This window comes from Paenibacillus sp. FSL H8-0048 (assembly GCF_038002825.1).
GTDB lineage: Bacteria > Bacillota > Bacilli > Paenibacillales > Paenibacillaceae > Paenibacillus_AQ.
The window spans coordinates 26,634-48,075 of the sequence record NZ_JBBODF010000001.1; the positions used below are offsets into that span (position 1 = coordinate 26,634).

The 21,442-nt window shown below is 54.2% G+C and carries 19 protein-coding genes; all 19 read left to right on the top strand.

Features of this window, described 5'->3' with window-relative positions; genetic code table 11:
* Positions 1 to 30: 30 nt before the first annotated feature.
* The gene (locus NSU18_RS00145; protein WP_036700963.1) at positions 31 to 297 is read left to right on the top strand and encodes a hypothetical protein; all 267 of its coding nucleotides are present in this window, start codon (positions 31 to 33) and stop codon (positions 295 to 297) included.
* Positions 298 to 322: 25 nt separating this feature from the next.
* Complete coding sequence (locus NSU18_RS00150) at positions 323 to 1,120, top strand: DUF1906 domain-containing protein (RefSeq protein WP_341022922.1); 798 nt, start codon at positions 323 to 325, stop codon at positions 1,118 to 1,120.
* A 159-nt stretch (positions 1,121 to 1,279) separates the two neighbouring features.
* Entirely contained in the window at positions 1,280 to 5,320 is a 4,041-nt protein-coding gene (locus NSU18_RS00155) for a DNA/RNA non-specific endonuclease (protein ID WP_341147879.1), read from the top strand.
* Between the two features lie 11 nt (positions 5,321 to 5,331).
* On the top strand, positions 5,332 to 5,787 hold the full coding sequence (locus tag NSU18_RS00160; RefSeq protein WP_341022917.1) for a DUF600 domain-containing protein: 456 nt from the start codon (positions 5,332 to 5,334) through the stop codon (positions 5,785 to 5,787).
* Between the two features lie 191 nt (positions 5,788 to 5,978).
* Positions 5,979 to 6,539, top strand: coding sequence for an Imm47 family immunity protein (imm47, locus tag NSU18_RS00165; RefSeq protein ID WP_341147880.1), 561 nt, complete (start codon positions 5,979 to 5,981; stop codon positions 6,537 to 6,539).
* A gap of 179 nt (positions 6,540 to 6,718) precedes the next feature.
* Positions 6,719 to 9,049 (top strand): ATP-binding protein, encoded by a 2,331-nt coding sequence (locus NSU18_RS00170; protein ID WP_341147881.1) that lies wholly within the window; start codon positions 6,719 to 6,721, stop codon positions 9,047 to 9,049.
* 2 nt (positions 9,050 to 9,051) lie between these two features.
* A complete protein-coding gene (locus tag NSU18_RS00175) occupies positions 9,052 to 9,624 on the top strand; it encodes a DUF4255 domain-containing protein (RefSeq protein WP_036733350.1) in 573 nt (190 codons plus the stop codon).
* Positions 9,625 to 9,838: 214 nt separating this feature from the next.
* A complete protein-coding gene (locus tag NSU18_RS00180; RefSeq protein ID WP_341022909.1) occupies positions 9,839 to 11,377 on the top strand; it encodes a phage tail sheath family protein in 1,539 nt (512 codons plus the stop codon).
* Positions 11,378 to 11,400: 23 nt separating this feature from the next.
* Positions 11,401 to 11,844 (top strand): phage tail protein, encoded by a 444-nt coding sequence (locus NSU18_RS00185; RefSeq protein WP_019910188.1) that lies wholly within the window; start codon positions 11,401 to 11,403, stop codon positions 11,842 to 11,844.
* A 146-nt stretch (positions 11,845 to 11,990) separates the two neighbouring features.
* A complete protein-coding gene (locus NSU18_RS00190) occupies positions 11,991 to 12,359 on the top strand; it encodes a hypothetical protein (protein ID WP_036701224.1) in 369 nt (122 codons plus the stop codon).
* Entirely contained in the window at positions 12,356 to 12,541 is a 186-nt protein-coding gene (locus tag NSU18_RS00195) for a DUF6760 family protein (RefSeq protein WP_076083189.1), read from the top strand. The genes NSU18_RS00190 and NSU18_RS00195 overlap by 4 nt, the downstream gene beginning before the upstream one ends.
* A gap of 11 nt (positions 12,542 to 12,552) precedes the next feature.
* Positions 12,553 to 13,029 (top strand): phage tail protein, encoded by a 477-nt coding sequence (locus NSU18_RS00200; RefSeq protein ID WP_036701048.1) that lies wholly within the window; start codon positions 12,553 to 12,555, stop codon positions 13,027 to 13,029.
* Complete coding sequence (locus NSU18_RS00205) at positions 13,029 to 14,579, top strand: hypothetical protein (protein WP_341147882.1); 1,551 nt, start codon at positions 13,029 to 13,031, stop codon at positions 14,577 to 14,579. Before NSU18_RS00200 ends, NSU18_RS00205 begins: the two co-directional genes overlap by 1 nt.
* The gene (locus NSU18_RS00210) at positions 14,579 to 15,190 is read left to right on the top strand and encodes a CIS tube protein (RefSeq protein WP_341022905.1); all 612 of its coding nucleotides are present in this window, start codon (positions 14,579 to 14,581) and stop codon (positions 15,188 to 15,190) included. Before NSU18_RS00205 ends, NSU18_RS00210 begins: the two co-directional genes overlap by 1 nt.
* A 12-nt stretch (positions 15,191 to 15,202) precedes the next feature.
* Positions 15,203 to 16,246 carry a phage late control D family protein gene (locus NSU18_RS00215; RefSeq protein ID WP_341022904.1) on the top strand — a complete coding sequence of 348 codons (1,044 nt, stop codon included), beginning with the start codon at positions 15,203 to 15,205 and terminating at the stop codon, positions 16,244 to 16,246.
* Complete coding sequence (locus tag NSU18_RS00220) at positions 16,243 to 16,962, top strand: phage baseplate assembly protein V (RefSeq protein ID WP_341147883.1); 720 nt, start codon at positions 16,243 to 16,245, stop codon at positions 16,960 to 16,962. Before NSU18_RS00215 ends, NSU18_RS00220 begins: the two co-directional genes overlap by 4 nt.
* A gap of 15 nt (positions 16,963 to 16,977) precedes the next feature.
* Complete coding sequence (locus NSU18_RS00225; RefSeq protein ID WP_341022901.1) at positions 16,978 to 17,373, top strand: PAAR domain-containing protein; 396 nt, start codon at positions 16,978 to 16,980, stop codon at positions 17,371 to 17,373.
* Between the two features lie 3 nt (positions 17,374 to 17,376).
* Positions 17,377 to 17,772 carry a GPW/gp25 family protein gene (locus tag NSU18_RS00230; RefSeq protein WP_341022900.1) on the top strand — a complete coding sequence of 132 codons (396 nt, stop codon included), beginning with the start codon at positions 17,377 to 17,379 and terminating at the stop codon, positions 17,770 to 17,772.
* A gap of 11 nt (positions 17,773 to 17,783) precedes the next feature.
* On the top strand, positions 17,784 to 21,425 hold the full coding sequence (locus NSU18_RS00235; protein ID WP_341147884.1) for a putative baseplate assembly protein: 3,642 nt from the start codon (positions 17,784 to 17,786) through the stop codon (positions 21,423 to 21,425).
* Positions 21,426 to 21,442: the final 17 nt, after the last annotated feature.

A 21,442-nucleotide genomic window follows, 5' to 3' on the forward strand; every position in this document is an offset into this window, starting at 1 on the left:
ATCAACCAGCTCCATTAGCGGGGGTACGATATGCCAGACGACATGAATGAAATCCTTCAACGGTTGACCCGGGTGGAAACCAAGCTCGACATCATGAACAGTGCAAGGGATATTGCGCTTGAGGCCATGCAGAGCAGCAAGTCAGCGCATTTGCGGATGGATGAGATGCGGGATGAGCTGTCCAGATTGAAGCTCAGGCAAGGGGAGAATCAGCGCTGGCTGGTGGGCACGATCATTAGCAGCGTGGGGATGTGCATTGCCGCAGCGGGACTTTTGATGAAAATATTAATCGGGTAGCAGACAGGAAGAAGGAGATGGGGGAATGGCCAAAGGCTTTGATTGCGCAGCACCGCTAACACGCACACTGGCAAAGAAATTCAAGGAGGATGGCTACGAATTCGTATGCCGTTACCTCGTGCCCTCCGGCTGGAAAAGGTTAACCCAGGCAGAGGCGGTTGCTATCAGCGCTGCGGGGCTGCAAATTGTCTCTGTGTATGAAACGACCGCCAGCCGTGCGCTGGGAGGCCGTGCAGCCGGTCTGACAGACGGGGCGATTGCCGCACAGACGGCTCTTGCGGTTGGACAACCTGCCGGGAGCCGGATCTACTTTGCCGTTGATTTCGACGCTTCAGCGAAGCAGATGGACACGGTGATCCAGTATATTACGGCAGCGGGAGAAGCCGCCCGGAATTACCAGTCGGGTGTCTACGGGAGCGTTACGGTTATTGAAGCTGCAATGGCCGCTAAGGCCTGCACCGGCTTTTGGCAGACGTATGCCTGGAGTAAAGGCCGGAAAGCAGAGGGTATCCACTTGTATCAATATGACAACGGTCCCAAGGGACTAGGTCAACCGGTTCACGGAGTGAATGTAGACCTCAACCAGTCCAGCGGAGAAGCCGGCTGGTGGAGCACACAGTCTGCCGCGGTTCCTGTACCAGGCAATGCAAACGGAGAGGGGAAAGACTATATGATGAAGAAAGAGGATGCGGGCAAAATCATTGCTTTTCTTCAAGCAGCTTATATGGCAGCAGGTAATGCAGAGTCTGGAAAAGAATTTCACCGTCTGGCGAATGAGCTGCGCAAAGCCTCGGGCCAAGCGGCAGACCCGAATAATCGTTAATCAGGAGGAAGGGTTACAGGCTGCCTTTGGGCGGCCTTTTTGACATGTAATTATACATAAATATTAGAATAAATGGATTTATTTATAACTTCAGCTGTAAAAAGCGCTATGGATTTTACTTTATCTATAGGATCGATTTTTTACAGAGGGGGGACTCCATTGCAGACCCAAGCAACCGTAAGTAAGGAGAAAGACAAAACATCCGGCGGCCATAAACCATACAGCAATCCGCAGGTATTCATTCGCCCGGCAGCCGCGAAACAACCAGACCCGGTAGAGATTATCCGGCGTGTCCGCCAGAATCCGGCTTCCTTAAGCCGTGAAGACAAGCTGGCACTTCAGCGCACACTCGGCAACCGGGCTGTAGTTCAGTTGTTATCGAGTCTGAAGGAGGATGGGAAGAAGAAAGAGCAGGCAGACAATGGAACACAGGCGGCTGGACCAAGTAACAGCGTGGCCGCAGAAGCTCAAGTGGAAGAGCATAAGGATTCACCGGAACCGGTGCAAGCAGAAGCAGAGCAAGCCAGCGCTCCGGCTGAAGCTAAGATGCAGAGTAAGCAGGAGCCGTTGGGGCAGGCAGGAGGCGCTAATGCGTCTGTCACACAAACTAAGCCTGCTAGTGGCGGCAGTTCTTCAGGTCCCGTAGCCGTCAAAAAGACGCCAGCACCTGCCCGGACGAAGGGGAGAGCAGAGGCCACTGTAGAGGGGCAAGCTGAAACGGCAGAACGAGAGGAAGACGCTCCGTCTGCAGAAGAAGCCAGGGAAGAGCTGTCTGCGGAACCTTTGAATCCCGGAAAGGCGGAGGAGTCCGCAGCAGCTCAGGGAGAGGATGCGCCGGAGCCAGCCAAGAAGTCCGCCGCCTCCAAAGGAGCAGATGCACCGAAGAAAGCAGCCAAGGAGCCATCGCTTGGAGCAGCACTCGGTGCCTTGGCAGGAGATGGGAAGGAGAAGCCGGCGAAGGGTAAGACGGTGAAGATCAGCGGTGAAGATCCGGGGCAGATTCTGGATCAGCTGACACAGGTTCAGCCTACAGAGCTGGGGGATGCCTATGCCCAGGCGGTGAATGTATCCTCCGGTGCTTTCGCGAAGCAGGCGCAGAAGACCAAACAAGGGCTGCCTGCTGTTCCTGTACCGACCGGCTTGAAAGGGAAGGTCCTGCAGGCCCGGAAGAAACCGGCAGCACTGAAGCACGCTGTGAAGGAAGGCTTCAAAAGCGAGCGTACCGGCGGGGCTGTTAGTGCAGGGAAGCTGGACAAAATGAACATTAGTTCATCCGGTTCCGGGGGCAATCCTGAGGCGATGTTAAGCGAGATCCGTTCCGCAGCCGCCCAGCCGCCGGGAATCAGCATGACCGGGGAGGCAGATCCCTCCCAACTGGAGGGTTTTCATCAGGAGGCCTCTCAGCAGGTGAGCACAGCCAAGCAGGCGGAGATGGGCCAGATCAAGCAGCCGTTCGGGGAGAATGAGATCTATCCCGAGCCGGATGGCACCGTGGTGAAGGCCGCTGCAGGGCTGAAAGGCGGGCAGGCGCCCGGAGCCAAAAAGCTGCCTGCACTGACACTGCCTGCAGATATGACTGCCGGACTGAACCGTAGTCTGGCTCCAGAGATGAAGAAGCAGCTTGGTACCAAGCAGGCGGAATATAAGAAGGAACAAGCAAAATTCGACAGTAAAGTGCTGAGCTCCAAAGCCGACAGCCAGGCACAAATCCGGCAGGCCGAGACCGAGGCGAAGAACAAGCAGATCAGCCAGCAGACTGGAGCCAAAGCAGAAGTCACCCAATTGCAGGGCGAGTGGAAAAAGGAGCTGGATGCTGCCGAGACGGACTATACCAAACAGGCCGGGTCAGCCGCCCAGCAGAAGAAGCAGGAGATCAACAGCGTCCGCACAGACAAAGAGCGGGAAGCTCAGAAGAAGCAGTCTGAAGCGGAGCGGGAAGCGACGCAGGCCTACAGTAAAGCTAAGAAGGAAGCAGACGGCAAGCATGAACAGGAGAAGGCCAAGGAAGAGAAGAAGGGCGGCTTCCTCGGCTGGGTGAAGGATAAGCTGGAAGCTGTCGTCGAAGTCGTTAAGAAAGCAGTCAACTTCATTTTTGAGGGTCTCCGCAAAGCGGTTAAGTTTATTTTTGACAAAGCGAAGCAGGCTGTGCTGGGCATCATTGAACTGGGCCGCAAGCTGATTACAACTCTGATCAAGGGACTGGGTGTGCTGCTGAAAAAGCTGGTAACCGTTGTATTTGCCAAGTTCCCCGGCATTGCAGCCAAGATATGCAGCAAGATTGACGGAGTTGTCAATAAGGCCATTAAAGCGGTCAACCAGCTGGCCCAGAAGCTCAAGACCAAGGTTACTCAAGTTATGGACTTCCTGGCCTCGAAGGTGGATCAGGCGCTGGCAGCAGTACAGAACTTCTATTCCAAGCTGATCTCAACGCTCGGCAATCTGCTGATTGCGACTTTCCTGGATGTGCTCGTCCGTATAGGAGCGCTCGGGAAGGCGGCGAAGCGTTCGTTCAGCCATCTGGAAGGGAAGATGTGGGAGTATCTGCTTGGGGTAGACATCTCCAAGCCAATGGGCGCTGGAGCAGCAGAAGGCGGAGCTGTAGAGCAGGCTGAGGGAGCTGGCGCTGGTGCGGCAGCGGGCGAGAAGCTGAGCGCCGAGGATATCGAGATGGAGTCGGTGGAGCAGGGCGAGATGGACCCTGCACTGGTGCAGGAGGCGAACCTGAAGGACGGAGAAACCAAAGAGATGTCCGGCAGCCGCGACCCGGCTACCATGGACAGTATTATGGCGGAATTCGACACCGGAACAGCCAACCAGAGCCTTGGCGGCAAAATAGCCGATGGTGTCAAGCTACGTGCGAATAATGCGAAAATGTTGTTTGACCAAATTAAATCATTTGTAATAAAATGGATGAAGGCCCATGGATTACAGCTGCTTGCGGGCATAGCGGGAGTATTGGTTGCTGTTGGCGCAGCTTTTGTCATCAGTGGCGGTGCCATTACTGTTCTTATTCCCCCTATTATTAATATTATCACGGTTGTGATGCAGGCTCAGGCAATTGTGTCTATTGCGCAAACCTTAGCGCAAGCCGCCGGTTACATCGGCACCTACCTGAGCCAGGGCTGGCAGAAGATGATCGAACCTGCCGCAATTGCGCTCGCTACTGCACTGGCGATGGGGCTGGTTGAGCTGGCGATGGCGGGTGGCTTCAAAGCTGTCGGAGCTGACCTCAAGAAAGCCGGACAAGCTGTCAAGAAGGGCGTCGGAGCGGCAGCCAGCGGGGTGAAGAACGTTGTAGGCGCAGGAGCCAAAGGCATCAAGAGCCTGCTGAAATCCGGAGCCAAGCTGGCCTCCAAGAGCGGCAGCATGATTATACGTAATGGTAAAATCGTGATCAAGAGCCTGCAAAAGGGGCTCGTGAAGGGGGCCAAAAATCTCCGGGGCCTGCTGGACCGGATTCTGCAAAAGTTCAAGTTCAAGAAGTTTAAGCTGGTGCGCAAGGGCAAGCATATTCGTCTTTACGGCGAGGTTAATCCTTGGGTGTTGCTGGCTGATGGGACGATTCAAGAAGTTGATAGTCTGGATGGAAGAAAAGCAGGGATTAATACTCAGGCAGAGCTCGATAAGATTAAGAGCCTTTCTGAGTCCCAAAGAAATGATTTCTATAATGCTGCAGTTGCAAGAAAAGACGGGAAGATTGATTTTGATAGTATTAAGGTTTCTGAAAAATCAGCATTGAAGAAAACATTCGTCTCAACACCATACGATGCATCAGGTAAACTAAAAGCTAATGTGAAATACAAAACTGGTGAATTTCAATATGACTATGAAACAGATCATTTTGGAAGAATTGAAACTTTTAAAGCAGATGATTTGAAATTAACTGCAAGAGAGCAAAGATTACCGCATGATTCGAATACCCCAGGGAAAGCGAAAGGTGACCATGCAGGCCATCTTGCAGGGGATAGGTTTGGAGGATCAGCACAAATTGATAACATTGTTTCTCAAGCAAGTGCAGTTAATTTAAGTAAATACAAAAAATTAGAGAATTTATGGGCGAAAGCGTTAAAAGAAATACCACCAAAGCATGTATCAGTTGAAGTGAAATTATTATATGACATTGATTCTCTCAGACCTTCAGGTTTTAAAGTAATCTACGAAATAGATGGAAATATTACAATTAAGAATTTATCAAATTAGGAGGAAGATGTATGGCAAAAGTATTTGAAGATTATTTTTCGGAACTACAAGCAGATATGGTTTCGACTTGTATAGAGTATGTTAATAATAGAGCGGATATGATTTTTATCTACGCAACTTATGAAGTTGGAGATTACGGATTTGATGTCTTCTACAAGATTAATAATAAGATTGTGCAGAAAAATAAGATAAATGATGCGTTAGAGCATTCAGAAATTTTATATGATGTTTCGAGAAATCGCCAGATTGCACTTCTCGATGCGGGTAATGAAGACCTTCTAAAGTTATATAATATTTGTAAAGAATACAAAAGAGAAATGCCGACAGAGATGAAGCTTGTTTATGATGTAGCAAATAATAAACTGAATGCAACCTACAACTACAATTTAATTTACTCGAATGATCCCGAAAAGACATCAGATCACGTATTTAAAGAGTGGTTCGAAGAGATGGGGAAATTATCGTAATTGATACTACACTAAGCCGAATTCAGCCATTGACTGAACAATCGGCTTTTTTTATATTTATTATTAATGAGTTTCCTGAAACCTCTCTGACTGTTTGTGATTTTCTTCCCAGGCCTCTTTTTAAAACCTATATCAGAAAAAAAGTATATATATTTGCTAGACGTGATTCAGGTTTCAAATGATAAGATGGGGTGGCAGCACATAAAGATTTGTTGAACAGTGAGGACTTATTGTTCCTAAGCAACTTATCTGAATTAAATGCAAATACTTTTGCAGCAAGCGCTGTTAGTACTTTATCCTATGATGCAATTCCTTATCTGCTAGCAATGCTGGAAGAATGGGAGGATACGAGCGTTGAAGGAACGATAAGGAATTCATTAGATATTTTTTTAGACTATTCTGAAGAATTAAGTGAAGATGCAACTGTAGATGAGATTGGACACTTTTATATGGATTTCATAAAGAGTGTAGACCCTGAAAACTATTATTACTTCGGTGAACCTGTTTTTCCAGGAGTTATAGCTAAAAAAATTATAGAGAAGTCAGTGATATCTCTAAACCAATCTACTCCTGTACTAACGAATGTCTATCCATCCTTACTTTCCGTTTGGAGTGGTGTCAGATGCCCGGTTCAATATGGTACTATCGTAGATGCTGAACTGCTTAAAGATGTATATGGGTATGTCGACGAAATATCTAAGATGGATTGGGAAGTCGGAGCGAAGTACTTTTACGGAAATAGAGTTCGTTAAGTCTAATAAGCACTACAAAGTAAAAAACAGAGCACTCTTATTAAATCATAGGAGTGCTTTGTTTTTTTTTTTTTTCTGTATTCCCCCTCCCCCAGTTGTAATCCCCCTCCTAAAACTTACTTTATATATGAACAAGAAAATATAGAGTGAGGACAGAACTGCCGATGAAATTCAAAAAATTGGCTAGAAGCTATCGAAAGGAAACAGCAGAGTCTGCTGATGATGTGGAACGGGTCGAAGCTGCCGAGCTTGGCGCAGCCGCTGCTTATGTTGCTGCACTTGCTTCCGCTCACGAACCAGCAGCTCCCCGAGAGGAGAACGGCGAACCCGCTCCGCCCTACAGCTCGAACCAAGAGCATCTTGCAGAAGAGCTGCAACTGCTGGAGCTCCGGCTTAAGCTCAGGTATCTTGAAGGACCGCAGCCGCATGCAGAGCTGGAGCTTGTGGACGGGGAGATCCGCAGTCTGCTGGATGTCCAGTCTGAAGATGAGCATTACATCAATCTCTTAACAGCGGAAATTGCTCATCTGGAACGGAAGATCGCTGCCAGACTGAAGACTAGCTTCCACCCGTCAGCAGGGCAGGCACCCAGTCCCGCTCCCAGGCTCATTCTCCCGGAGGTGGCTTCTGCACTAAACCTGTCAGGGCTGGAGGTAAGCATCCTGGTCGCTTGTCTGGCGCCTGAGCTGGATGGCAAGTACGGGCGAATCTATGCCTACCTGCAGAATGATATGTCGGACAAGCGCCCTACGGTGGGTTGGGTCCTGAGGGTATTCGCCGGGGCAGAGGAGGAGCGGCAGGCGGCCCGCCTGCTGTTCGATGTCCGTGCGCCGCTGATGAAGCTGCTGCTGGAGCGAAGAGGGGAGTACGGCGACAGCCGCATTCCCTTAATCGCCCGGCCGCTGAAGCTGGAGGATTGGGCGGTGAATCTGCTGCTCGGCTATGAGGTGCTGGATGAGCGTCTGACGAAGGCGGCGAAGCTTAGCACGGTGCCTCTTCCGCAGCAGTCCCGTTTCCCGGCTGAGCTGGAGCAGAAGCTGCTGAGGTTCGCAAAGCATTACAGCCGCAGCGGGCCCGGAAGCTCCGGCAGTCTGCTATACATCAGCGGCACGGATGAGGGCGTGAAGCTGGGCGGTATCCGCGAGGTCTGCGGCACTCTGGGACTCTCAGTGCTGGTTGCCGACTTGGAGAAGCTGCTGCGCCCGGAGGCTGACTTCAGCGAATTGCTGAGACTGCTTGGACGGCATGCGCTGCTGATGAAGACAGCCCTCTGCTTCATTGGCTTCGACAGCCTGGTGACAGAGGATGACCGTTACAGTCTGCAGATCCGTCTCCTCATGGAGATGCTGGCAGACTGTGCATCACTGACGTTCATTCTTGGAGAAGCGCAGTGGGGATTCAGCTTCACCGGAATTCCTATGAACTTCATGCAGATCGACTTGCCCTTTCCGGATGCGGCGGCCCGCAAGGCTGCATGGACTTCCATGGGTCAGGAGTATAAGCTGTCTCCGCAGATGGAACTGGATGAAGTCAGCGGCAGCTTCCGCTTCACGGCAAGCCAGATCCGGGCCGCTCTGAACGGTGGTGAGAACATCGCCGTCTGGAACGGCTCCAGGGAGAGCGGGATCAGCACGAAGGATCTCTACGAAGCCTGTTACTTCCAATCCAGCCGCAGAATCCAGGCACTGGCCTCGAAGGTCCAGGCCATGTATACCTGGGACATGCTGGTGCTTCCCGAAGAGCAGCTGAATCAGCTGAAGGAAATCTGCCGTCAGGTGAAATACCGCGCACTCGTCTATGGAGAGTGGGGCTTTGCAGGACGGCTGTCGCTCGGCAGAGGGCTAAACATCCTGTTCTCGGGGCCGCCGGGCTCCGGGAAGACGATGGCCGCTGAGGTGATTGCGACTGAGCTGAGCCTTGAGCTCTACAAGATCGATGTCTCGCAGATTGTGAGCAAGTACATCGGGGAGACCGAGAAGAATCTGTCGCGGATTTTTGATGAGGCGGAGACCTCGAATGCCATTCTCTTGTTCGACGAAGCGGATGCCTTGTTCGGCAAGCGCTCTGAGGTCAAGGATGCGCATGACCGGTACGCGAATGTGGAGATCAGCTACCTGCTGCAGAAGATGGAGGAGTATACGGGGATTGTGATTCTGGCGACCAACTTGAATCAGAACCTGGATGATGCTTTTGCCCGCAGGCTGCACTTCAAGCTGGAATTCCCGTTCCCGGAGCAGCAGCAGCGCGGCCGGATCTGGCGGGGAATGTTCCCGGCGGGAGCACCGCTTGATTCTGGATTGGATTTCGGTTTCATGGCGGAGAAGTTCATTCTGGCCGGAGGCAACATCAAGAACATTGCCTTGAATGCAGCCTTTTATGCGGCGCATGAGGGCTGTTCCATCGGGATGAAGCAGATCATGCTGGCAGCCAAACGGGAGTATCTGAAGCTGGGCAGAACCTTTTTGCCATCGGATTATGCGCCCTATCACACACTGATCGAGGTGAAATAAGCATGGCTGTGGATACAGGTACGGTAATAAGAGATGTCAGCACCAGCCTGAAGGCGTTATTGAAAGCACATGTGCCTGAGCTGAACGATGACAGCTTCATCAGCTTCGGCTCTCCGAGTGACATTGACAGCTCAACGATGAAGCTGTCCATGTGTTTGTACTATTTGAGCCATAGCCCGAGTATGCGCAACAGTGAGAAGGAAGAAACCGGCGGTAAGAATGAGTTCATGTATCCGCCGGCTTATCTGGACTTGTACTATCTGCTCACACCATACGCCAAGGACAGGGAGACCGAGCAGCTAATCCTGGGCCGGATCTTTCAGCTGTTCCATGAGCATCCGGTGCTTAGCGGCAGCGATCTGCGGGGCAACCTGGCTGAATGCGGCAATGAGAAGATCCGGATCTCCTATAACAACCTGACGATTCAGGATATCAAGCAGCTGTGGGAGGTGTTCCCAGGGAAGCCAGCTAAGGTGAGCCTGTCCTATCTGGTGTCTCCGGTGCGGCTGCCTGCGGATAAGACGATCCTGATTCCGCGGGTTGAGGTGAAAGAGCTGGGCGTTCATCCTCTATAGACACAGCTGGCAATGACTGCTTCTGTGAAGGGAGTGATTCATGGAGGAATGACATGCAAGGCACCCGTACCAGCGGATATTCCGCAGACAATGGCAGCTGCGCCTAAGCGGATTGTGTAAGCTGATGAACCTAAGTTTATGCTTCCTTAGCCAGATGTGCCGAAGGTTTCGCTCAGAAGCAGATGTTAATTTAACTTTTTTAGGAGGGTAAGAGATGGCAAATTATTTATCGCCAGGTGTGTATGTGGAGGAAGTCTCAAGCGGGGTTAAGCCGATTGCCGGTGTGGGCACCTCAGTCGGGGCTTTCGTCGGAATCGCAGAAAAAGGGGTCATCGGCAAAGCGGTACTGGTCACCAACTGGAGCCAGTTCGTCAATGAGTTCGGCCAGTTTATCCCCAATGGCTATCTCGCTTATGCCGTGTATAACTTTTTTGCAGAAGGAGGCACCTCCTGCTATGTAGTGAGAGCCGCATCCACCGACATCCGGCCGGCTTCGCTTGCGGTTCGCGATACCGATAATCTCGATTTGTTCAAGGTAGTTGCACGTTCGGAAGGGGAGTGGGGCAACCGCATTTCGGTCAAGATCGGTCCGTCCTCCAACAAGCAGCAGTTCGGCTTCAAGATGATTGTGCAGTATTTGCTGGACAGTGATTTCAATAATGAATACAGCGGAGAAGACGAAGAGGGCAAAATCGTCGAAATCTTCGACAACATGCTGCTGATCAATTTTGAAGAAAAGGTGAATCAGGTATCCGCCTTTGTCAGTGTAAAGCCGCTGGTGGACCTGACCATTCTGGAGAATATGGAGAAAACGCCGGCGTTCAATGAAGCAGCTCTGTCTCTGAGCGGCGGTGTGAACGGGATGTCCCCGATTGACTTCCTGGGGGATGCGGTCAAGCGGGCCGGTATCCACGCATTTGATACGATTGACGGCATCAACATTGTAGCGGCTCCAGACCTTGCAGATATGCCGTACAGCCGGGGCACCATCCTGGACATGCTGAATTACTGCAAGCTGAGAAAAGACTGCATCTTCATCGTAGATCCTCCGCATGGCTTAAGTCCGATGGAGGTCAAGGATTTCAAGGAGGGGGCGGGCGATTATTCGGGCAATTCATTCAATACGTCCTACGGCGCTTTGTACTATCCTTGGGTCTACATTAATGATCCGCTGACCGGAAAGCAGAAGCTTGTGCCGCCGTCCGGGGCAATTGCCGGGACGTATGCGTATGTCGATGCCGTTCGCGGTGTCCACAAAGCACCTGCAGGCACCACCGACGGCTATCTGGATTCCGTAGTCGGGATTGAGAAGATCATCACGAAGGCGGAGCAGGAGCTGCTGAATCCCGGCGGCATCAACGTAATCCGTTCCTTGCCGGAGGGCATCTGTGTCTGGGGAGCCAGAACACTGTCCGCCGATTCGGAATGGAGTTACGTCAACGTCCGGCGGCTGATGATGTACATTGAAGAGTCGCTGGATGAGGGCAGCCAGTGGGTCGTATTTGAGCCGAATGATCCGAGTCTGTGGGGGAAGGTTAAGCGCAATCTCACCGCCTTCCTGACCCGCGTATGGAGAGACGGTGCGCTCTACGGAACCACGCAGGAAGAAGCCTTTTTCGTCAAAGTGGACGAGGAGAACAATCCGCCTGCCGTGCGGGATGCCGGACAGCTGATTATCGAAGTGGGCGTAGCCCCGGTCAAACCTGCTGAATTCGTAGTCATCCGGGTCAGCCAGAAGACCTTATCCAAATAAGAGACTGAGAGGAGATTTAAGCTATGGCAACCGGCAAAAGATTGGACCCCTACCGCAATTACCGCTTCCGTGTTGTAATTGACGGCATTCAGACCGCAGCCTTTGCGGACGCAACGATTCCGGATACATCCACAGAGGCTGTAGATTACCGGGAGGGTATAGATGCCCCGCATGCGCGCAAGCTGTCGGGCTTGACCAAATTCGGGAACATTACCTTGAAAAAAGGGCTGACCGACTCCCTGGAGCTCTACAACTGGCGCAAGTCGATTGAGGACAAAGGCGCGCTGAAGAACCGCAAGAGCTTGTCCATCATCCTGGTGGATGAAGAAGGCAATGACAAGGCGCAGTGGGATATCCTCGAAGCCTGGCCGATCAAATATGATGTCAGCGCCCTTAGCGCCAAAGGCAACGAGGTCTCTGTCGAGTCGATGGAGCTGGTGCATGAAGGGGTTCGCAGAGTGAAATAGCTTCCCGCTTATCGTCATCGTCACTGTGGATGTGATGCAATACGCCAAAACATAAGTTGGACGGTATGGACATCATATTCACGGCCGGGGATGCCGGAAGGAAGCGAAGGCAAGAGGATGGTCTTGATGAGGAAGTGAGGGAGAACATGGAACTATTACAAACCGAATTCAGCTTCACTCTGCCCAAAGGGTACGTGGATGAAGCAGGCACGCTGCATAAGCAGGGCACCATGCGTCTGGCTACCGCAGCGGATGAGATTACACCGCTCCGGGATTCCCGGGTTCAGCAGAATCCCGCGTATCTGACAGTCATTCTGCTCTCCAGAGTGGTCACCGGGCTGGGTGGACTGGGCATGATTACGCCGAGAGTGATCGAAGAATTGTATACCTCGGATTTTGCCTATCTGCAGGATCTGTACAACCGGATTAACCAGAACGGCAGCAATGCGGTTCATGCACAGTGTCCCAAGTGCGAGCAGCGCTTCGAGCTTGAACTGGAACCGCCGGGGGAATAGTCGGCTACCCCCTTGACCGCCTCTACGAGGAGGTAGCCTTTCTGACCTACTATCTGCACTGGGACTATACGGCGGTGCTGAACCTGGAGCATGCTGAACGGGACCGCTGGTGCAGTGAAGTCAGCCGGATCAACCAGAAGCTGAGTGGCGGGGAAGAGAAGAAGAACTTCTTTGAGGCTTAGGAGAGGATAACATGAAGGCAAATATGCTAAATATCGGCGCCAAAAGAAGCTGGGTGCCCGGGTACCGGGAAGATCCCTTTCTTGCTTATAACTTCATCGTGGAAATTGACGGGATCTCCGTGGCCGGATTCTCTGAGGTCTCAGGCCTTAGCGTGGAGACACAGGTGGAGCGCAAAACCTTCGGCGGCGAGAATCATAAGGAATTTGTGTTCCTGGGACCGACCAAGTACTCGGATCTGACGCTGAAAAACGGGGTCACGAATGATGAGTATCTGTGGAATTGGTATCAGAATGTGGTGAACGGAGTCATCCGGCGGCGCAGCGGGTCCATCTGTCTCTTGGATCATTCCGGCACGCCCAAGGTGTGGTGGAACTTCATCGAAGCCTGTCCCATCAAATGGGAAGGGCCGGCGTTCAACGCCAGCAGCAGCGCGGTAGCCGTCGAGAGCCTGGTTCTGACGCACAACGGGCTGTACAGGTACCGTTAATGAGCCGGAGCATTCGGAGCGCGGCGGCTCCTGCGAATCAGAAGCAGACCGGATTCATTCAGTCGATTCTGGCAAAATACGGCTTGACCCGCTGGCGGAGCAAGCTGAAGAGCCTGATCCTGCGGCACAATCCGCTAGTTGCTGCACAGCCGGAGACATTGCAGCGTACGGACCTGGTAACCAACCATATCCATCAGACATTCTATTATCCGGTAGTATCAGAGAAGGAACAGCCGGGACCGGCAAGCCGCATCCTGTTGGTGACTCAAAGCGGCATCAGGCCTGGACTAAGCGCTCCATCTGCTTCTCCTGGTCAAGCTGAGGATCTGCGGAGCGGGCTTCATTCAGCAGCCGGACGGCTTAATTCGGTACAGGTGTTGCAAGAGAGAGTCTGGCAGCATAGAAGCAATCTTCATCAGGTAACAACGGAGTATCGCATACAAAATGCAGCATTTCATCCGGCTGAACCTGTAGCTGTTCAGCCTGCCCGATCAAGACCGGCGCAAGTCTCTGCACCGTCCGGGTTGTCTGTTCCGAAGCCGCTGCCTTCAGGCGCTACAGGTGAAAGAAGCCAGGGAGACAGGCAGGACAGAGGCGATCTGCCGGCTGCTTCTGTCCTTCCAGGGCAGCAAGACAGGATGACTGGCAGACCGTCATATGCAGTCCATCACCAGCAGCTGGTGCAGGTGATGCAGCTGCTGCGGACCTATGGCGTTAAGCAAGAATGGGATACCGGAGCGGAAGAGCAGCGCTTGAGGCAGCAGCTAGGGCATCCGGTACGCGCGCAGGCATTGAAGAATGAACGGGAGACCGTCCCAGGCTCAGCCGGGACCGCTGTGGGAGCACAGCTTAAGACTCCTAGCCGAAGCTTCAAGCCCGGTAGTCTGCTGATTCCGCATTCAAGCGTAAGTTCCAGTCTTCAGCTCGGCTTAGGTCAGCAGCTTACGGCAACGCTTGAGCAGCTGGAGAGCAGGCAGGAGCTTCTGAGCCCGCTGCCCGCTGCCGTTGGTACGGTTCATCAGAGGCAGCCAATGAAATCATTACAGCTTACGCTGCCGCATATCCTTCAGCCGCTTGGGGTTGCGTCAGGTGCACCAGAAGCGGCCGGGCAGGCGGCTACCGCTCGAATGGCCGCAGCCGCAGGACGGGCTGCTCCAAGAGGGCCGGGGCCAGCGGCGCCGGTGGAGGCCAGCCTGATCTATGCTGTAGACCGGACAGAGCTTCCGTCCACGTCGCAGCATAGAAGGCCGGGCAGTCCGCTTAGGTCGGATAACCCGGCTTATGAACCGGATCTTCAGCCTTCCGCCAGTCATAGCCGCCTGGTGCTGCGGAAGCCTGAAACGCCGCGCGCAGCTCTGCCGGAGCCGATGCAGCAGCAGCTGGAGCGGGTGCTGCAGGAACAAGCGGCCCTGCCTCCGGCGCAGACCTTCACCAAGGCCGCTCCGCCGCCGGGCATGAATGCAGCAGAGCTGAATCAGCTGGCTGAGCGGGTCTATCAGGTGCTGGAGAAGAGAATGGCCATTCGCAAGGATCGGAGGGGGCTAAGATAATGGCGGAGAAAGCGAAGATCATTCCTCTGGATATGCCCGTCGGAGCCATTGAGGTGATGTTCAATCCCAATGAGTACACCGTTTCTTTTGAAGGCAAATATACGGGGGAGAAGAACAACAAGCAATTCCAGATTACAGAGACACCGGAGTTCAAGGTCTCCTTGTTCTACGATACCTATGAGCAGCGCAAGGATGTCCGCAAGAAGACCCGGCAGCTGACCTCGCTGCTTGATCCCAAGGTCAGCGGCAAAAGCACGAAAAAACCGCCGGTGTGCATGTTCGTCTGGGGCGGCTTCACCTACCGCGGCCTGCTGAGCAAGATCGAGCAGAAATTCACGATGTTCATGGATAACGGCACGCCTGTCCGCTCGTTGCTGGATGTGACCTTCATTACAGATGAGCCGGATAAGTCGGTGGAGGACAGCCAGGGGCTGAATGCCTGCCGGAAGCTGTGGGTGGTCAAAAGCGGGGACCGGCTTGACCTTATTGCAAATGCGGCGCTGAAGGAGCCGCTGGCCTGGCGCAGAATTGCCGAGCTGAACAGGATCGCCAATCCGGTTGGCTTTCCTGGCAAAAATGATATCGGGAGAACTCTGGTTATCCCGGATTAAGGCGGGGATTGCATGGGCACCAGTGTAGCAAATTACAAAATTGAGCTGAACGGAAGCAAGCTGTCCGCTGAACTGACAGCGGCGGTGGAAGGCGTCACCTTGGAGGATGAGCTTAATCTGCCGGCGGTATTTTCCATCCAGATGAATATGGTGAATGCCGGAAGCGGCATGTGGCGGGGAACGGATCTGACGAGCCTGAAGCCGGGCGACCAGCTGAAGCTCTCCCTTGGACTCGACCAGCCGGAGCCGATGATCAGCGGAGAGATTACCTCGCTGGATCTGAACTTTGCGGAGCACTCGGTGCTGGATATCCGCGGATATGATCTGCTGCACAGGCTGCGTACGGGGACGAGGAGCAAAGCTTTTCTGAAGAAGAAGGATAGTGATATTGCGGGAGAAATTGCCAAGGAGCATGGATTGACCCCTGTGGTGGAGGATACCGGAACGGTGTATCCCTACCTCTTCCAGAATAATCAGAGCAACTACGAATTTCTGCTGGAGCGGGCAGCCCTGCTCGATTATGAGCTGTTCGCGGCAGATAAGCAGCTGCATTTCGTCAAGTCGCGGTCCGTGAAGGCCCCGGTGCTGCCTGAGATGAGCTTCAAGAAGGATTTCGAACGGCTGAACCTGGAGCTGAGGGCCCTTACCCGGGGGAGTAAGGTGACGCTTAAGGGCTGGGATGTGAAGGAGAAAAAGGAGCTTGAGGCTATCGCTAAGAGCGGAGAAGAGACGACCAAAATGGGCGGGAAGGAAGGCGGCTTCACCATCAGCACCGCAGCGGTCGGGGAATCACCGATTGTCATTATGGCCGAGAATCTGCTGGATATGAACGAAGCCAAGGTGCTGGCCGCCGCCGCTTACAACAGCCGCCTGCGCGAGTTCATTGCCGGGGAAGGCATGTGCTGGGGGAACCCTAAGCTCCGGGCAGGGCAGACGGTGAAGCTGATGGGTCTGGGCGAGCGCTTCAGCGGAATTTATTATATTGTAGCTACCGTTCACAAGATCGACAGCAAGGGCTATACCACGACGTTCAAGGTGAAGAGGACTGGCCTATGAGTGAAGGACCCGGAATTAGCAATTTTATGGATAGCATCATGAACGAGGGACGGATCTTCGGTGTAATGGTGGGGATTGTCATCAATAATGACTCTGCGAACCATGCGGACAAGCCGGGCCCCGGACGGGTGAAGGTGAAGATCCCGCTGATGGGGATGCCGGAATCCAACTGGGCGCGTATGGCATCCTGGATGGCCGGGAAGGAACGGGGGGCCTTTTGCCTGCCGGAGGTGGAGGATGAGGTGCTGGTAGCTTTTGAGAACGGGGATGTCAACCGCCCTTATATCATAGGCTCATTGTGGAATGGACAAGACTTGCCGCCTGAGACCAACAAGGACGGCAAGAATAATATCCGCCTGTTCAAATCCCGCAGCGGGCATGTTCTGCGGTTCGCCGATACCAAGGGGGAAGAGAGCATCACGCTTACCTCCGCCAAGGGTCACGTAATCAGGCTGGATGACAAGGGCGGCGCGGAGCAGATCCGGATTAGCGACAAATCAGGCAAGAACCGGATCATCCTGGATGCCAAGGCCAACAAGGTGTCGGTATCCGCAGGTGCGGATATTGAAATCTCGGCGGGAGGCAAGCTGTCCCTGTCCGCCAAATCCATTGACATGAAATCATCGGCGGGCACCGCCATCGAAGCTTCGGCGGGGATGGAGGTCAAAGCCGCCGCCAGTATGACGATCAAAGGATCTGTGGTCAACATTAATTAGAGAGGGGTGCCCTCTATGGGACAGCCAGCAGCGAAGCAAGGAGACCGGATTCTGGCGACCGATACGCATACCGTGATGCTTCCGGCCGGAGGAGGGCTGGTACCCACCCCGTTGCCGCATCCCTTCACGGGGATTCTGGACGGTGCGCTGAGCACGAACGTCAAGATTATGGGGCAGCCGGCAGCCACTATGGATTCGACGGCTACGAATATGCCGGCCCATGTTCCGCAGGGAGGCCCGTTTCAGAAGCCGCCGACCAATAAGGGGACCATCAGCGCGGGAAGCGCAACGGTATTCATCAACGGGAAAAAGGCTGCCAGAAACGGTGATCCGGCGCTTACATGCAATGATCCGGCCGACCTTCCGGCAGGGAAAGTGTCTGCTGCGGGGACGGTCTTATTAGGAGGTTGAGAGATGGAAGTTGTAGATTTTTTGGGACGGGGCTGGACGTATCCGCCCGCTGTCCAGCGGGGCAGCGTCCGCTCCTCCGGTGGAGAAGACTCCATCCGGGAATCAATCATTCTGATTCTGTCAACGGCCCGCGGCGAGCGGGTCATGCGGCCGGATTTCGGCTGCAGACTGAACGAGCTGGTGTTCTCGCCCAATACCATGAGCACTGCGACCTTGCTGCGAAGCTTCATTGAAGAAGCCTTGCAGAACTGGGAGCCGCGCATTGAAGTGGACGACATTACGGTCACCCCGCGCTCAGACCGCTCTGAGCTTGAGGTGTCCATTGACTATTCAATCAGGGCCAGCAACAGCAAATATAATCTGGTCTATCCATTCTTCCTTGAAAGCGTGGGGAAATAATGCCAAACCAAATGCCTATTATTGATAAACGGGGCCAGGAACAGCTGGTTCCCGAGCTACGACGCTTAATCTACCAATACTGCAGCCGGGAATGGACGGATGTGACGGAGCTTGAGGCAGACAAGAAGGCAGATGCCCTGGTCCATATCTTCACCGGGATGATGGGCAAAGTGATCAGCCGGCTGAATCAGGCGCCTGCGAAGAACTTCACCTCCTTCCTGAATCTGATCGGCATTCATCCTACTCCGCCCCGTGCTGCCAAAGTTCCGCTGCTCTTCCGGCTGAAGCCGGATTCGGGCAGCTATAACACGGTTCCGGCCGGAACCCGGGTATCCGCCCAGCCGGAGCAGGGGGCGGAGGTGGTTTTTGAGACGGACAAGGATTTGACCGTCATTATGGCGCAGCCGGTCCGGGCGGTGAGTCTCGATCCGCAGGAGGACCAGTGGAGCAATCAGGATCATCTGCTAGCCGGGGGAGCTGCCGGCAGATCTGCCAGGCTGTTCAGAGGGGATTCGACAGTTGTCCACAGATTGTATCTGGGACATACAGAGCTGCTCGGATTCCAGGAAGCGGGCAGCAGCTTATCGGTCTATTTCAACAAGCCGGATGCAGCCGCGCTGAGCAAGGCCGCGCCGGGGCAGGACAGCACCGGGGAGCTGCTGAACCATATCGACTGGTTCTGTTTCGATGAAGAAGGGAATGCGGTGCAGCTGTATCCTTCCTCAATCGCCGAAGCGGAAGAGGAAGAGGATGCTCTGTGGAGGGCGGTGGTCCGGTTCGACCGGCTGACTGGCGTGCATACGAAGACGCTGGCCGGGTACGAGCCGTCCGGGGCGCTGCGGGAATGGCCTGGCAAGTGGATTTTCGCGGAGTTGAAGAAGCCTATAACCGCCGGTACGCGAATGCCGGATATCGAAGATATCCGCCTGGAGCTTAACATGGTGAGTCCGCAGCCGCTCCCGCCGGATGTGACGGTCAATAACGGGAACCTGCTGGATATGGGCAAGGATTATTATCCGCTGGGGGACAAGCCCAGAATCAACGATACGTTCTATATCGCCTGCGGGGAAGCCTTCTCGAAGCCGGGTGCCCGGATTACGCTGAGGGTGGAGCTGTCAGAGCCGGAGATTAGCAAGCTGCCGGACACACCGTATGTGAGACTCGGCTGGGAATATTGGAACGGGCAGGAATGGCTTGCGATTACCGGTCTTGAGGAGAGCACGGACGAAAGCGGTGCAGCTAATGGCGGTGCAGCCCTCCGTGCGGTGAGCAGCCTTACTGCCAGCGGAACGCTGAGCTTCGTCTGTCCGGGTATCCGGAAGCTGACGCTGGGCGGTGAAGAGCAGTACTGGGTCCGGGCCCGCATCACCGGCGGGAATTACGGTGAGGATGCGAAATACGAATATCAGGATGAAGAGGTCAAGCTGGGGGAGGGGAGCATTAATGTAGCCAAACTCAAGGTGACCCAGGCGACTTACGCGCCGCCTTCCATCCGTAAGCTCAGCATTGCCTACAGCTACACGCTGGAGGCGCACCCGCAGACCGTGCTTACAGAGAATAACTTCAGCTTTGCCGACAAGTCGGCGGCCTGCCGCAACGAAGGCGAATATTTCAAGCCTTTCTATCCTTGCACCGAGACGGAGCCGACCTTCTATCTGGGCTTTGACCGTGATATCAGCGATCTGCCTGTGTCGCTCTTCTTTCCGCTAACCGGTGAACAGCTGGGACGTCCGGTAGTGGCGTGGGAGTATTGGGACGGCAGAAGATGGCTGACGCTGAGCGTGAATGATGAGATCAGAGGCTTCACCCGCAGGGAGATTCTGCAGTTTGCCGTGCCGGGAGATATCGCGAAGCGGCCGCTGTTCGGTACGGAGCAGTTCTGGATACGTGCCCGGCTGGATGAAGGCCGGTTCGAGATTGTCCCGCAGGTGAATGCCATTCTTGCTAACGCGGTCTGGGCCCGCAATTCCAATACCGTTTCGGCAGAGCTTCTGGGCTCCAGCAACGGTGAGGAGAATCAGATCGTACAGTTGTCCAAAATACCCGTGCTGCCCGGCCAGCTGCTCAAGGTCCGGGAAGCCACCGGGCAAGGAGTATGGATACCTTGGGAGGAAGTCGACACATTCTCCGTATCCGGTTCAGATTCAAGGCACTATATGCTGGACAGAAGCACCGGCATGATCATGTTCGGGGATGGACGGAGCGGCATGATTCCGCCAATGGGTACAGACAACATCCTGTGTGACTACAAGCATGGCGGCGGGGCGTCCGGGAATGTTGCCGCAGGCTCGGTATCACGGATATGGGACAGCTACAGCTGGCTGGATTCCGTAACCAATCCGGTGGCGGCGGACGGCGGCTTCGATCAGGAGGAAGCAGAGCAGGCTGAGCTTCGCGGGCCGCATACGCTGAAGAGCTGGAACAGGGGCGTAACCGCTGAGGATATGGAATGGCTGGTGCGTGAGGCGATGCCTCAGATCGCCAAGGTGAAATGTCTAAGCGCTATGAACCGGGAGCTGGAGTTCACTCCGGGTAGAGCTACCCTGATCGTGGTGCCGGAGACGGATGAGCCGAGGCCGTTCCCGAGCCAGGAATTGCGCAGTGAGATTGAAGCCTATCTGTGTGAACGCATCTCGGCCCCTTTGAACACCGCCGAGCCGGGGATTGAAGTTATTGGCCCGGATTATGTCCGCACGGCTGTAGAGGCAACCGTAGTCTTTATCTCTCCGGACCAGCGGAAGGTAGCTGAGGGCCGGATCATCGACAACCTGAAGCAGTTCTTTCATCCGCTTAAGGGCGCAGACGGGAATACGGGCTGGGAGCTGGGACAGAACCTGTATGTCTCCGAGGTCTATGCCGTGATTAAGAATACGCCGGGTGTTGACTATGTATCGGATGTAGTCGTCAAGGCTTCAGTGCAATGCTTCACGCTGAAGCTGGAGCCGCTTGAGAACGGGCCGTATAAGCCTCAGGCCGCCTATCCGAAATACAGCCTGGTCCGCTCTGAGGACAACGCGCTTCAATTTGCCCTTGCCGAGCCGGTGGATGCCGGGGATGAAGTGAAGTCGCTGGTGCTCAGAGGGTTCAAGGAGAAGGGGATCATCAGGCTCCGCTACAGATCCCGAAAGCCGGTAGAGCTGATTGTCCTCTCCATCGACGGTGATATGCTCGAATGCCAGACCCTTGACGAAGAACCGCTTGCGGAGAGCTATCCCGAGGGCAGTGATCTGGAATTTGGACTTACGGATGATCTGACGGTCCGGACGTATATCCTCAACAGGCTGGAATCGGGGGCGGTGACCTTTGTAGTGAAGACCGCCGTATTCGAGGAGAAGGATATTGTCTTCCTGAGCCGGACGGATGAATACATCAACACCACACCGCTCAAGATCCGCACCATTGGCAGCGGCAATATTCATCTGGAAGAGGATGAGCTGATCTGCGGCGGGCTGCATCTGGTGAACAAGCCGGAGGAGCATCCCTTTCCTTATCTTATGGATAAGCGGGCGGGCCTGCTGCATGATTTGACCGCAACCACGGCTGCGTGCAGGCTGGAGACTATCCGCAGGGAAGAACGGAGATATCTGACGGGGCTGCCCGGTATACCGGACACAGTGGTGCGGTGTCCGCATTGTAATGCCTTGGAGCCGTAACTACAGAAAGGAGGAAG